Origin of the sequence: Flavobacterium sp. (assembly GCF_025352425.1) — a bacterium.
Lineage (GTDB): Bacteria > Bacteroidota > Bacteroidia > Flavobacteriales > Flavobacteriaceae > Flavobacterium.
On record NZ_JANXTI010000031.1, the window covers coordinates 86,358 to 100,262 of the forward strand.

Here is a 13,905-nt window from a genome sequence, read left to right on the forward strand (position 1 = left end):
ACACGAATGATACAATCAATGACTGGTTTTGGGAAAGCAACACTGCAATTACCAACAAAAAAAATTACTGTAGAAATCAAATCTCTAAACTCAAAAGGGTTGGATTTAAATACCAGAATGCCATCTGTTTTCCGCGAAATGGAATTGGGTTTGCGTAATCAGCTTTCGGCACGATTGGAGCGTGGAAAAATTGATTGTTCATTGTATATTGAAGCGACTGGAGAAGAAACTTCGTCAAAAATCAATGTCCCGATTGTGAGAGGTTATATTAACCAAATGAAAGCCGTAATTCCAAATGCTGATGAAACCGAATTGATGAAAATGGCGGTAAGAATGCCCGATGCCTTAAAAACAGAGCGTGACGAAATTGACGAAAACGAATGGCAAAAAATCCAAATCGTAATTGACGATGCATTAGAGAACATTGCTCAATTCCGAAAGGATGAAGGCGTTTCATTGGAAAAAGAATTCCTGCATCGTATTGCCAATATCATGACGTTGATGAATAGTGCGTTATCGTATGATGCCGAACGAGTTGAAACAGTAAAAACCAGATTGCGCACCGCTTTGGATGAATTAAAAGAGAACGTTGACGAAAACCGCTTCGAACAGGAACTGATTTTCTATTTAGAGAAATACGATATTACTGAAGAGAAAGTGCGTTTGGAAAACCACTTAAACTATTTCATAGAAACCATCGCAGGAACAGAAGCCAACGGAAGAAAATTGGGTTTCATCACACAGGAAATGGGAAGGGAAATCAACACCATGGGTTCTAAATCCAATCATACCGAAATGCAGAAACTGGTGGTGATGATGAAAGACGAACTAGAAAAAATCAAGGAACAGGTTTTGAATGTTTTATAGATTATAATAATGAACAACGGAAAATTATTAGTATTCTCAGCACCATCCGGTTCGGGGAAAACCACCATAGTCAGACATTTGTTGGCACAGCCTGAGCTGGATCTTGAGTTTTCTATTTCAGCTGCCACACGGGAACTTCGTGGCGAAGAAGTACATGGAAAAGATTATTATTTCATGTCGATTACCGAATTCAAAAAACATATCAAAGCAGACGATTTTATCGAATGGGAAGAAGTGTACCGAGATAATTTTTACGGAACGCTAAAGAGTGAAGTCGAGCGTATCTGGGCAAAAGGGAAAAACGTAATTTTTGATATCGATGTTTCCGGCGGATTGCGAATCAAGCATAAATTTCCGGTTGAAACTTTAGCGGTCTTTGTGAAGCCACCAAGTGTTGACGAACTAAAACGCCGCTTAAAGGAACGCTCCACAGAAACAGATGACAAAATAAACATGCGCATCGCTAAGGCACACGTGGAATTGGCAACGGCCCCCCAATTTGATACCGTTATCAAGAATTATGATTTGGATGTAGCAAAGGCGGAAGCGTATCAGTTGGTTAAAGAGTTTATTAAGGAGTAATCACTAATCACTCTTCACAAAATTACTAAAAGCATGAAAATAGGATTGTATTTCGGAACCTTCAACCCAATCCACATTGGGCATATGATTATTGCGAATCACATGGCGGAACACTCTGATTTGGATCAGATTTGGATGGTGGTTACGCCACACAATCCGCATAAACAAAAGACTACTTTACTTGATGATTACCAGCGTTTGCATATGGTAACTTTAGCCACCGAAGATTTCACCAAAATTAAGCCTTCGGATATTGAATTCAAACTGACACAACCGAATTATACCGTAAATACGCTGGCTCAATTGGAAGAAAAATATCCTACGCATGCGTTTGCTTTAATCATGGGCGAAGACAATCTGAATTCGCTTCACAAATGGAAAAACTTTGAAGTCATTTTGGCAAATCATGATATCTATGTGTATCCAAGATTAAACTCTGGTGAAATTGATGAGCAATTTGTCAATCACGCTAAAATCCATCGTGTTGGCGCACCGGTAATTGAACTTTCGTCCACATTTATCCGCGAAAGCATTAAAAACAAAAAGAATGTAGCGCCAATGCTTCCACAGAAAGTTTGGGAATACATTGATAGCAGTGCGTTTTATAGAAAATAGGGTAAAAATAATTGAACAAACATCATTTAAAAATGAGTATTTTTGATAGCTATAAATGTTTATTTACATGAATAAATCTCCAAAATTTGCAGTTATTGGCGGCGGAAGCTGGGCTACAGCCATTGCAAAAATGTTATGTGTCAATCTGGATGAAATTGCCTGGTACATGCGAAACGAATCGGCAATTGATCATATAAAAACCCAAAAACACAATCCAAATTATTTAAGTTCCGTTGAGTTTGATATCAAAAAACTCAGATTAACTTCGGATATAAACGAAGCGGTAGCGTACGCCGATTATATCATTTTTGCAATTCCTTCAGCTTTTTTAAATACCGAATTGGAAAAGTTAACCGTGAGTTTAAAGGGCAAAATTATTTTCTCTGCCATCAAAGGAATTGTTCCTGAAACGTTTCTGATAGTCGGGGAACATTTCAACAAAAAATACGATATCCCTTTTGAAAACATCGGTGTAATTACTGGTCCGTGTCATGCAGAAGAAGTCGCATTGGAGCGTCTTTCTTATTTGACAATCGCCTGTGGTGATTCGGATAAAGCGGAAGTGGTTGCCAATGTTTTAGCAGGAAATTATATTAAAACCAAAATTTCGGACGATATCATCGGAACAGAATACGCCGCCATGCTGAAAAACATTTATGCTATTGCAGCCGGAATTGCACATGGTTTGGGTTACGGAGATAACTTTCAGTCAGTCATAATGAGTAATTCCATTCGCGAGATGAAAAAATTCATCAGGAAAGTCCATAAAATGAAAAGAAATATTAATGATTCTGCTTATCTGGGCGATTTATTGGTAACAGGTTATTCAGTGTTTTCACGAAACAGAATGTTCGGGAATATGATTGGAAAAGGATACACAGTAAAATCTGCAATGATGGAAATGTCAATGGTTGCAGAAGGATATTATGCAGTGAAAAGCGCCTATAAACTTAATCAGGAATATAAAGCTAAAACGCCTATCATTGATGCTGTTTATCAGATTTTGTATGAAGGAAAAGAAGCGAAAGCGGTGTTTAAAGAGTTAACCGAGAAGCTGGATTAAAAAAGAAAATAGAAACAAGAGTAAAGAAGCAAGATTTTAATATGGGTTTAATAACAATTTTTTTCTTTCTTCTTTCAGCGCAGCGGTCTTTATTACCTCGCAATAACCCCATCCACAAACAAGATTGGAACTTCTTCCACATAATCAGGAGTAATGGATTGCGCCTTAAAGATAAATTTTTTATCGTATAAAGTATTCTCAATGAAATAGGTTACCATAAATTCATTGTTCAGTCGCAAAACAGCTGTTTCTAATAGTTCTATTTTAACAACAGAAACTGAGGGGACTTGAATAAAAACATGGCGCAGGAGCGAGGTTTTCTTCATTTCCCCATCGAGAGTACCAAAAGCTTTAGAAACTACCATTACAGAGTCTAAATCGAAGTCAGAATCATTAATCAGATAAACATACCAAACCTTTTCCATAAAGTCATCGCTCCATTCCTGAACAGCAGCAAGGAAAACATTTTCTACTTTTGGTATTTCAATGTCTTTTTTCAATTGTGAATTTTTAGGAGCTGATACCTGCTTTACGTTACAATCTTTTTGCTTTGTCACCCTGAGCGCAGTCGAAGGGCTTTTTTAAAGCAAAAAGGATTTCCACTGCAATCAGGGCTAGGGCTTCAGTTATATACTAGACTTAAACTGTTCAAGGAAACGCACATCGTTTTCATAAAACATTCTGATGTCGCCAATTTGGTATAACAACATTGCAATACGCTCGATTCCCATCCCAAAAGCGAATCCGTTGTATTCGTCAGGGTTGATGCCACAGTTTTTCAGAACGTTTGGGTCAACCATTCCGCAGCCCATAATTTCTAACCAACCAGTTCCTTTTGTAATACGGTAATCGGTTTCGGTTTTTAAACCCCAATAGATATCAACTTCGGCACTTGGTTCTGTAAATGGAAAATAACTTGGTCTCAAACGTATTTTGGACTTCCCAAACATTTCTTTGGTGAAATATAAAAGAGTCTGTTTCAAATCAGCAAACGAAACATCCTTGTCAATATACAAACCTTCAACCTGATGAAAAATGCAATGCGAACGTGAGGAAACCGCTTCGTTTCTGAAAACCCTTCCAGGTGAAATCGTACGAATTGGCGGTTTGTTGTTTTCCATATATCGCACCTGAACGGATGAAGTGTGAGTTCTCAGCAATACATCCGGATTTGTTTGGATAAAAAACGTATCCTGCATGTCTCTCGCCGGATGGTATTCGGGTAAGTTCAGCGCAGTAAAATTGTGCCAGTCGTCCTCAATTTCCGGACCTTCGGAAACATTGAATCCTATTGTTGAAAAAATATCGATGATTTGATTTTTTACCAGTGAAATAGGATGACGAGAACCTATAGTAATTGGCTCTGACGGACGTGATAGATCGCCATAGAAACCTTTTACTTCTTCTTTACTTTCCAGTTCTTCCTGAATGGCTTTTACCTTTTCTTCGGCAACTGTTTTCAACGTATTTATTACTTGTCCGAAGTCTTTTTTCTGGTCGTTTGGAATATTTTTGAACTCCGTAAAAAGTTCTTTAAGCAAACCTTTACTACCCAAATATTTGATACGGAAATGTTCTAGAGCTTCCTTGTTTTTGGTGTTGAATGCTTTAGCTTCTTCAATATGTTCTTTAATCTTGTCTATCATCGTTCTGTCGTTGAAGGTGCAAATTTAGGCTTTTTACTAATTACTCAATCACTTCTTTTTCCAGAAAATAATTCACAATGGCTTCTTTCATCAAAACCGATTGTTCTCCGGCTTTTAATGGTGGCAATTCCTCTTTGATTTTGTAATGTGGCCAACCATCTTTATCTACAAAATCAAATTCGTAGAAACCGTAAGGTTCGAGCAAACGGCAAATGGCAATGTGCATCAAATTTAGTTTTTCATCTTTTTTGAAAGCCTGCTTGAATTGCCCCAATTCCTGCACTCCGATTAAGTATATGATTGCGTCTAAATCCAAAATATCTCCCTCAGCAAACTGATTGGAAAGGATTTGAACGACACTGTCCCAGCGGGTTTTTAATTGTTCGTCTCTTGACATTTTTTAAATAGAGAAAAGAAAATAGATGATAGATAATAGACTTTTTGTCTAAATTTCAATTACCAGATTCTAAGTTAGGATTGCAAAGATAGTTACCTAAAAGCTAAAAGCTGAATGCTACAGCTAATTTTTAATTTCCTTAATTGCGCTTTCTTCAATCCAACCGGTAGTTTCATCTGTAAGTTCTACTTTCTTCCAGTTGGCGATGCTTTCCAAAATATAAACTTTGGTTCCTTCATGTATTACAAAAGCGTCTGGCGCAGCACTTTTTGGTTCGCTTTTTACGGACGCCGTTTCCGCAAAAACAATAGCGGGTCTTTCGTTAGCCATTCGGCCTTTTTCATAAAAACCGGAAGCAGCACTTAAACCAATTCCGATGAGCCACAGAAACATTCCAAAAAAGAAAATACGCTTCAACATCGCTGTTCCCGAAAAGTAATAACCCACAAAAAACAGCAAAAAGAAGAACCCAAAAGCGACCGAAATCCAAGCCCAAGTGTCGTAATAGTATTTTGCAGTGAAATCCTGAATCAGTTTACTGAAGCCTACTTTTGGAATGACTTTGATGTCGTCAATCGCCATTTTTCGGGCAAATTCTAAGTTGGTTTTTATTTCAGTATCATTCGGATTCAGCAATAATGCCTTTTCATAATTGTAAATGGCCGGCGCTACTTTGTGCAATTTGTAATAGCAATTTCCTAGATTAAAATACAATTCTGCTGATTGTTTTCCTGAGTTTGCAACGCTTTCATAACTCGAAATTGCGGCTTCATAATTTTCTTTTTCGTAGAATTTATTTCCCTGGTCAAAAGCATTTTGTGCCCAAAATGTTTGAGAAACGAATAATAGTATTAAAAGTATTTTTTCCATTTTTTAACCACGAAGTTCACGAAGAAGGCACGATGGACACAAAGATTTAAAGTGTACCATTGATAATTCTTCGAACACCATCTTTTAAAAGTTTAACATTAAAATTAATTAATAATCCCAATTTGCATTCTGATAATTTTAGATAAGTTAGCAATTGTGCCAAATGAACATCATTTAATGCCTCGACTGACTTTACTTCAACTATAAATTTATTTTCAACAATTATATCTATTCTGTAACCAATTTCTAAATTGACGTCTTCATATATCAAAGGTAGCGGTTTCTGTTTTTCGACTTTCAGATTTGTCTTTTTGAGTTCATAAAAAAGACATTCTTCATACGCACTTTCAAGTAAACCTGGCCCAGGAGCTTTGTGAACTTTCAGTGCGGATTCAAATACAATTTTCGATATTTCTTCTTCTGTAATCATAAATTTTATTTAACCACTAAGTTCACCAAGAACACACATAGCACACTATTTAAAATTTATTTTTTGTGACCATCGTGCCTTCTTCGTGTTCTTTGTGGTTAAGACATTATTTTAATTGCTTTTCAAGTTCAGAAATAATTACCACTGCTTTGTCATAATCTTGCTGAATGGCTGTTTCAGAAGATTGTGCATAACGCGCCAGCTCACAGTTTTCGGTCAGATGGATAAACTCTGAAACCGTTTCTGAATTTGCTTTTCGCGAAAGCAAAAGTTCGGTTATCTTGTCTTTGCTCATTTCTGAAGTTTCAATGTTTAGCCTGGCTTTTAGGAAATTGTGCATTGCTTTTTCAAGCGCAATATAAAAGGGTTCTTTATTGCCCAAATGTTTTTTGGCATCACCCAAATATTTCCTAGCCAAAGCATTCGACTTTTTGATTTTATTGCCCACTACATCATTGTCCATTTCGTCTTTTTTCCTTCTTCCGACAATCAAAAAAGGGATGGCCAAAAACGGTAAAATCATCAATGAATAAAACATACCGGAACCGAGAAAGTCATTCTGTTTGAGAGGTTTTAACGTTGTTTTTTGTTTGATATACGCAAACGATTTTGCGGCTTCAAATTTGGTTTTGGAAACATCATTCGGATTTGTTTTTTCTGAACTTGCCACACTCGGGCCATCCAAAACATTGATAGTTATGGGTTGGGAAGTGATGGTTTTATAACTATTCGAACCCAAATCAAAATAGGTAAAACTTAGTGGTTTGATTTGATAATTGCCTTTGTATTGCGGAATTATTGTGTATTTATCTGAAATTCTTCCTGTCATTCCGGTCAATGGAGTTGTAACATTTTCGTCATGAACCGGATCATACATTTCTAAAGCAGAAGGCAAAACCGGCTTTGGCAACGTGAACAATTTCATGTTTCCGGTTCCAACAACACTTACATCTAAATCTAGAGACTCTCCATTTTTCAATATGGTTTTGGACGGTTTTACTTTGAAATCCATACGGCCGACAGCACCGGAAAAATCTTCGGGCTTTCCTTTTTCAGGCAATGCTTTTACATTGATAATTTTACTTCCTGCCGAAACACGTTTGCTGTCTTCGGTAAGTAAGGCTTGCCCCCAAAAATTCCGCTTATTCGTTGGCACCTGGCAATCTATATCCAATGAAAGCGGCTCAATTTCCAGTTTTCCGGATTTTTGTGGATATAATACTGTTTTTCGCAACACGACATAGCGGTAGCGTTCGCCTTTAAATATTCCGTCCTGCGCGACCAATTGTTTGATATCGATATTTTGGCTCCAGAAATCATTGTATTTTGGTTTGTTCAGCTCGCGCCAATTAGTGATTCCAATGTTGTAACTGAAATACAATTTGTAAACAACGGTAATTGGTTCGTTCAGATACGGATTTGTTTTCGAAATATCCGCAACCAAATACAGATTGTCATCCGCGCTAACCGCCGGTGCTTCGTTTGGATCTTTTGGAATTTCAACGGCGTTGGTCACATTAATCTTGACGGGTGACGTTTTATAAATCTGCCCATTGATATCAATCGAGGCCTGTTTTAGAGTTAAAGTCCCTTTTTGTGTAGGCAATAAAATAAAAATATATGATTTATTAAATGAACTTCTTCCGTTTATCCAGGATTGACTCACGGATTGACTTGGTCCGCCAACGACTTTAAATCCGCAGGCTTCAAAATTCGGCGGGACAAAATTATCGCCATCCGCATTCATTGTAAAATCAACGCGAAGCCGTTCGTTTAATCCCAAGGTATTCTTGCTCACTTTTGCTTCAAATTGCACTTGAGCAAAAAGAGATGAGCTGATTAGTAAAACCGTTAAAATTATTATCCTTTTCATATTCAAATTTTCAAATTAACTACCAATCTTTTTCAGCTTTTTTAGGATTGGCTTGCACTTTTTGCTTGTTTACCTTGTCCTGAATTTTTTTCTCTTCATTATTTACAGCATCTAATAAATTCTCTAAACGTTGTTTTGAAATTCCGCCGGGTTGTGGTTTTGGTTTGCCTTGATCCTGATCTTTATTTTCTTTGTTATCCTTATCCTTATCGCCGTCTTTTTTATCCTTGTCTTTGTCTTTTCCATCTTTCTTGTCGTCCTTTTTATCCTTTTCTTTGTTCTTATCCTTTTTATCCTTTTTATCCTTGTCCTTTTTGTCATCTTTCTTTGGCGGGTTTTCCTTTAGCATCTTTTTGGCCAATGCATAATTATAACGAGTTTCTTCATCATCCGGATTGTTACGCAATGCATTTTTATAAGCTTCCACCGCGCCACCATAATCCTTGTCTTTCATCAGGGTATTTCCAATATTGTGAAATGCGTTGTGTTTTTCTGTTCGGGTTTTAGCGTTTTTCAATGCTGTTGCGTAATGGTATTTGGCTTCGCCAGACTGATTTTGCCTGTAAACAGCGTTTCCTAAATTGTAGGAAGCAATCGATTTCTTCGGATTTTTAGATTCTGACATTCTGTATTCTGCTTCAGCATCATCGTATTTTTTTTCGGCAAAAGAATCGTTTCCTTTTGGCAAATCCTTATCTTTTTCCTTGTCTTGGGCTTTCGCCAAAAAGGAAATCAAAATCAAACCATATAAAAGCAACTTTTTCATTATTCCTTTTCATTAAATAAATTCATCTTCTTCACCCATTTTGTCTTTTTCTCCAACAGGAAAACATCCAATAACAACAGGAAAAAACCAAACCCCAAAAACCATTGAAACTGCGACTTGAAATCGGCCATTTGGGTGCTTTCAAATTCTGTTTTCTGAATATTGTCTAAAGCGTGTTTCACATAATCCAGAACTTCTTTAGTCGAATTGCCGTCAACATAACCGCCGCCGGCACTTTTGGCAATGGTTCTCAATACTTCTGCATTTCTTTTCGTAATAACGACTTCGCCATTTTGATCGCGCTGAAAGCTTTCTACAATTCCGTTTCTTTTTAATGGAATCGTTCCGCCTTTTTCGGTTCCAACACCAATAGTCATTATTTTTAAGCCAACTTTTTTTGCTTCTTCTGCAGCATCTGAAGCGGAATCGGAATGGTCTTCACCATCGGAAATGATGATTAATAGTTTATTGGTTTTATCTTTTTTATCGATATAGGTTACAGCCAAATTAATAGCCTGGTCAATTGATGTTCCCTGCGCCGATATCATTCCGGGATTCATGGTTTGCAAAAACATTTTCCCAACACTGTAATCCGTTGTAATCGGTAAAACCGGGAAAGCACTTCCGGAATAGGCTATGATTCCGATGCGGTCGCTGCCCAAATTATTGATAATCTGAGAAACCAGTTGCTTGCTTTTCTCCAAACGGCTTGGCGCCACATCTTCGGACAACATACTTTTGGAAACATCAATCGCAAAAATGATATCGATTCCTTCGCGTTTTACGGTTTCCAATTTTGTTCCGATTTTTGGGTTAACCAATCCAATTATCAGACAAGTTAAAGCCAATAAAATCACAATCAATTTCAAAACAGGTTTGAAAGCTGATTTTTCAGGGCTCAATTTTTTGATTAACTCCAAATCTCCAAACTCGCGTTGCTTCTTTCTTTTCCAAATTTGAATGTACAGGAAAAGTAGTGCCATTACCGGAATGACAAACAAAAAGTATAAATACCATTTTTCTTCTAACTCGTACATATTTCTTTCTTAACCACTAAGCGCACAAAGGTTTTTCACTAAGTACACAAAGATTATTTTTTAAATAGAACATCGTGAGCTTTGTGCCTTTTTCGTGTTCTTTGTGTTTAAACTTTTATATAAAACTTCTATAAATTGTGTTTCGTAAACTAAACTCAAGCAAGATTAAAACTCCTGCAATCCAGACAAATATCCTGTATTTTTCATCATAATCATAGAATTTCAGCTCTTGAATTTCCGTAGTTTCCAGTTTGTTGATTGCTGCATAAATCGATTCCAATTTACTGTTACTACTCGCCCTGAAATATTTTCCGCCGGTATTTCTTGCTATGGTTTGCAATAAATTCACATCAATTTCAACAGGCATCATTTTAAATAAAAAGCCGCCATTTGGAGCATAAGCATAAGGAAACAGCGCATTCCCATTCGTTCCAATTCCGATTGTATATACTTTGATTCCATATTCTTTTGCAATTTGCGAAGCCGTTTCCGGTTCTATAAAACCTGCATTGTTAACACCGTCGGTCATCAGAATAATCACTTTGCTTTTGGCCTTGCTGTCTTTCAAACGATTGACAGCAGTGGTTAATCCCATTCCGATTCCTGTTCCGTCCTGTAAAACATTGTCATATTTGATGCTTTTAATAGCTTGTTGAACGATTGCTTTGTCGCTCGTAACGGGCGTTTTTGTATAAGCTTCGGAAGCATACACCACAATTCCGATTCGGTCATTTGGTCGTTCTTCCACAAAGTTCTCGGCTACTTTTTTCAAAGCTTCCATTCGGTTTGGACTTAAATCTTTGGCTAACATACTTCCGGAAACGTCAATTGCCATTACAATGTCGATTCCTTTGGTCGATTTGGTTTGGCTACTGATATCGACTTTTCTTGGACGCGCCATCGCTATAATCAACGAACTCAACGCCAATAATCGCAATACAAATAAGAATGGCTTTAGTTTGGCCAACAGCGATTTTCGCGCTTTGAAACCTTTCACTGAACTTATTTTCAAGGTTGCCGATTGCTGTTTTCTTTTCCAAATTTGCCACAAAACAAGTGCCGGAAGTAATAGAAACAACCAGAAAAACTCAGGATTTAAAAAACTTACATCTTTCATCTTTGTGCTGTTTGTAATTCGACCGAGTTTAACATTCTTTCGGCAATTTGCTGTCCGTATTTATCATCTTCGCGATGCATTACCATGATAGTTTGTAAGCCGCCGTTTTGACTGAAAAGCAACACTTCATAATACATTTTGGTTGACTTTCCTTTTATTTTATTCAAAACCGTCATCGTTCCATAAGCTTTCTTACCGGAAATTCCTTTTTGAGTATCAAAATCTTCTGTCTTCACAATGATGTTTTGCGCGCCTTGTGCTTCCATAATTTTGATGTAACCTTCAGCTGTTTTATCCAAATCCATTTGCATTGCCTGTTTGTAAGTTACTGTAGACACCGACATGTAGAAATCTTCCAACAAGCTTCCGTAACCAAAAGTCTGCATTTCCTTAATTAACGCCATAGCGTCTTTTGGAAGTGTATTTGTGGCATCAATTCGCTTCAGTACTTTTGGCGTTTCCACTCTCACACCTGGATTTCCATATTCGCTATAAACCCATTGTCCTTCGACTAAATCTTTGGTTGGATGACCTAAGAAATTGTCTTTTACATAGTCAAATCCTTTGAAATATAGTAAACCCAAAACAAAAATCATAAGCATTCCGAATACAATTCCAATCGTGGTAATGATACGAACGCGTTTTTGTTTTTTCAGTTTTTGCAAACGAGCCAATTCTTTCTGTTGTTCGTTCCATAATGCCAGTTCATCATTATCTTCGACAATTTCAGGAATGGATTTATGGATGATTACGATGGAGCTTGAAATCCGTTTTTTGTCTTCTTCGATTTCATAATCGAGCGGTTTTACCTTAGCAAATTTTACTAAATCGGCCTGCATCAAGACTTTTTCCAGATTTTCTACCGTTTCGTTTGAGAGTTTCAGTTTCTTTTGCTTTGCCGCTTTGCGCAATCCTTCAATCAGTTCCGAAGTCGTGCTTTCCATTGCCGGAATATGAATTTCTTCCTCAATATAATTACGTGCAATATCTGTCAGCTCCGAGTAATAATGTTTGATTTCGCCTTTTTGCCAAAGCTCTTTGGTTTCCAATTGTTGCAATAAAGTTGTTGCTTTTTCGATAGGAGATTTAAAAACAATGGCTTCAACTTTTGGCTTATTTTGTCTTTTTTTAATGAATAGATAAATGAAATAACCCGCAATTCCGATAGCCAACAAGATTAAAAGGTAAATCCACCAGGTTCCTAATGGACTTTCAGCTTGCGCGATGTCTTTGATGTCGTACATCTTTTGCTTTAGCGTATCGACTTTAACATCGTTAACTTCTACTTTGATGCTGTCTGAAAAAACAGGTTTTCCGTTGATCAAAACAGAAATTCTTGGAATAACATATTTTCCGCTGTCGAATTGCGTTAAGCCGTATTTTTTGATTAGTTCATATCGCGCACCATTCCTAACCGTGTCAATTTTATACGAGTGAATAACTTCTAAAACGCCAAAATTCTTCGCGAAAGGGAATTTTACTTTGGATAATGTATCAACTTCGGTTTTTAAAGTCAACTTGAATTCGGCGCCAATTTTATTTTTGGTAACGTTAACAGAAGTCGTCACTTTTTGGGCAAAAAGCGAAGTCGATAACAGACAAAATACTATATATAATTTGAACTTCATTTTATCTTTATTTAACCACGCGGTTCACTAAGGTTGCACGAAGCGCACTAAGGAAAATCTTTGTGACCATAGGGCCTTTGTTGTGTTCTTTGTGGTAAAACATTCTTATCTCGATTTAAAATATCCTAATAATTTTGTCACATAACTTTCGTCAACTCTTGTATTCACTGTTCCCGAACCGCATTTTGAAAAGACATCTTTAAAATAACTCACTTTATCCTGATATTGTTTTTCATAACTCAATCGCGCTTTTTTAGAACCGGTATTTACCAATAAAATTTCTCCGGTTTCGGCATCTTCCATTTCCACCATTCCGATGTTTGGCATTTTTTCTTCGCGGATGTCGTAGACACGAACACCGGTAATGTCATGTTTTTTTCCGGCAATTTTTAAGGTTTTCTCATAATCCTCTTCGACCATAAAATCAGAAATCACGAATACAATCGCTTTCTTTTTCTGCGTGCTCGATAGGAATTTCAATGCTTGGGATAAATCTGTTTTTTTACTTTTTGGCTGAAATTCGATAAGTTCACGAATGATGCGCAGCACGTGAGATTTTCCTTTTTTTGGAGGAATATATAATTCAATTTGGTCGGTGAATAAAATCAAACCAATTTTATCATTATTCTGTGTTGCCGAAAAAGCCATCGTGGCAGCAATCTCGGTTACAATTTCACTTTTCAGTTGGTTTTTGGTTCCAAAACTTTCCGAACCTGAAATATCAACCATCAACATCATGGTCAATTCGCGTTCTTCTTCAAAAACTTTGACATACGGTTCGTTATAACGTGCGGTCACATTCCAGTCAATAGCTCGAATATCGTCGCCAAACTGGTACTGACGCACTTCCGAAAACGTCATCCCACGGCCTTTAAACGACGTGTGGTATTCGCCCGAAAAGATATGATCACTCAGTCTTCGGGTTTTGATTTCGATTTTACGAACTTTTTTGAGTAAGTCTTTTGTTTCCATTTTTTCAGTTGTCGGTTGTCGGTTGTCAGTATTTGTAGCAAT

The 13,905-nt window shown here is 37.1% G+C and carries 15 protein-coding genes; 4 read left to right on the forward strand and 11 right to left on the reverse strand.

Annotation, left to right across the window (positions count from 1 at the left end; genetic code table 11):
• Positions 1–6 precede the first annotated feature (6 nt).
• From Q0Q99_RS04305 to Q0Q99_RS04320, 4 genes are all read left to right on the forward strand, one after another.
• The gene (locus Q0Q99_RS04305) at positions 7–867 is read left to right on the forward strand and encodes a YicC/YloC family endoribonuclease (RefSeq protein WP_293891962.1); all 861 of its coding nucleotides are present in this window, start codon (positions 7–9) and stop codon (positions 865–867) included.
• 9 nt (positions 868–876) lie between these two features.
• Positions 877–1,449 (forward strand): guanylate kinase, encoded by a 573-nt coding sequence (gene gmk, locus Q0Q99_RS04310; protein WP_293891965.1) that lies wholly within the window; start codon positions 877–879, stop codon positions 1,447–1,449.
• A gap of 33 nt (positions 1,450–1,482) precedes the next feature.
• Positions 1,483–2,064 carry a nicotinate (nicotinamide) nucleotide adenylyltransferase gene (nadD, locus tag Q0Q99_RS04315; RefSeq protein WP_293891968.1) on the forward strand — a complete coding sequence of 194 codons (582 nt, stop codon included), beginning with the start codon at positions 1,483–1,485 and terminating at the stop codon, positions 2,062–2,064.
• A gap of 67 nt (positions 2,065–2,131) precedes the next feature.
• Positions 2,132–3,127 (forward strand): NAD(P)H-dependent glycerol-3-phosphate dehydrogenase, encoded by a 996-nt coding sequence (locus tag Q0Q99_RS04320; protein WP_293891971.1) that lies wholly within the window; start codon positions 2,132–2,134, stop codon positions 3,125–3,127.
• A 92-nt stretch (positions 3,128–3,219) separates the two neighbouring features.
• Here the strand turns inward: Q0Q99_RS04320 and Q0Q99_RS04325 are convergent, their stop codons facing one another.
• From Q0Q99_RS04325 to Q0Q99_RS04375, 11 genes are all read right to left on the reverse strand, one after another.
• Positions 3,220–3,627: a hypothetical protein gene (locus Q0Q99_RS04325; protein WP_293891974.1), complete on the reverse strand. Its 408-nt coding sequence runs from the start codon at positions 3,625–3,627 to the stop codon at positions 3,220–3,222.
• Between the two features lie 126 nt (positions 3,628–3,753).
• Positions 3,754–4,773 (reverse strand): phenylalanine--tRNA ligase subunit alpha, encoded by a 1,020-nt coding sequence (locus Q0Q99_RS04330; protein ID WP_293891977.1) that lies wholly within the window; start codon positions 4,771–4,773, stop codon positions 3,754–3,756.
• A 40-nt stretch (positions 4,774–4,813) separates the two neighbouring features.
• On the reverse strand, positions 4,814–5,170 hold the full coding sequence (locus Q0Q99_RS04335) for a hypothetical protein (protein ID WP_293891980.1): 357 nt from the start codon (positions 5,168–5,170) through the stop codon (positions 4,814–4,816).
• Between the two features lie 123 nt (positions 5,171–5,293).
• Entirely contained in the window at positions 5,294–6,040 is a 747-nt protein-coding gene (locus Q0Q99_RS04340) for a tetratricopeptide repeat protein (protein ID WP_293891983.1), read from the reverse strand.
• A gap of 46 nt (positions 6,041–6,086) precedes the next feature.
• Entirely contained in the window at positions 6,087–6,467 is a 381-nt protein-coding gene (locus tag Q0Q99_RS04345; protein ID WP_293892184.1) for a GxxExxY protein, read from the reverse strand.
• Positions 6,468–6,576: 109 nt separating this feature from the next.
• Positions 6,577–8,343, reverse strand: coding sequence for a BatD family protein (locus tag Q0Q99_RS04350; RefSeq protein ID WP_293891986.1), 1,767 nt, complete (start codon positions 8,341–8,343; stop codon positions 6,577–6,579).
• Between the two features lie 19 nt (positions 8,344–8,362).
• Positions 8,363–9,109, reverse strand: coding sequence for a tetratricopeptide repeat protein (locus Q0Q99_RS04355; RefSeq protein WP_293891989.1), 747 nt, complete (start codon positions 9,107–9,109; stop codon positions 8,363–8,365).
• Positions 9,109–10,146 (reverse strand): VWA domain-containing protein, encoded by a 1,038-nt coding sequence (locus Q0Q99_RS04360; protein WP_293891992.1) that lies wholly within the window; start codon positions 10,144–10,146, stop codon positions 9,109–9,111. The genes Q0Q99_RS04355 and Q0Q99_RS04360 overlap by 1 nt, the downstream gene beginning before the upstream one ends.
• 115 nt (positions 10,147–10,261) lie before the next feature.
• Complete coding sequence (locus Q0Q99_RS04365) at positions 10,262–11,263, reverse strand: VWA domain-containing protein (protein ID WP_293891995.1); 1,002 nt, start codon at positions 11,261–11,263, stop codon at positions 10,262–10,264.
• The gene (locus Q0Q99_RS04370; RefSeq protein WP_293891998.1) at positions 11,260–12,891 is read right to left on the reverse strand and encodes a hypothetical protein; all 1,632 of its coding nucleotides are present in this window, start codon (positions 12,889–12,891) and stop codon (positions 11,260–11,262) included. Before Q0Q99_RS04370 ends, Q0Q99_RS04365 begins: the two co-directional genes overlap by 4 nt.
• A 105-nt stretch (positions 12,892–12,996) precedes the next feature.
• On the reverse strand, positions 12,997–13,863 hold the full coding sequence (locus Q0Q99_RS04375; protein ID WP_293892001.1) for a DUF58 domain-containing protein: 867 nt from the start codon (positions 13,861–13,863) through the stop codon (positions 12,997–12,999).
• Between the last annotated feature and the right edge of the window lie 42 nt (positions 13,864–13,905).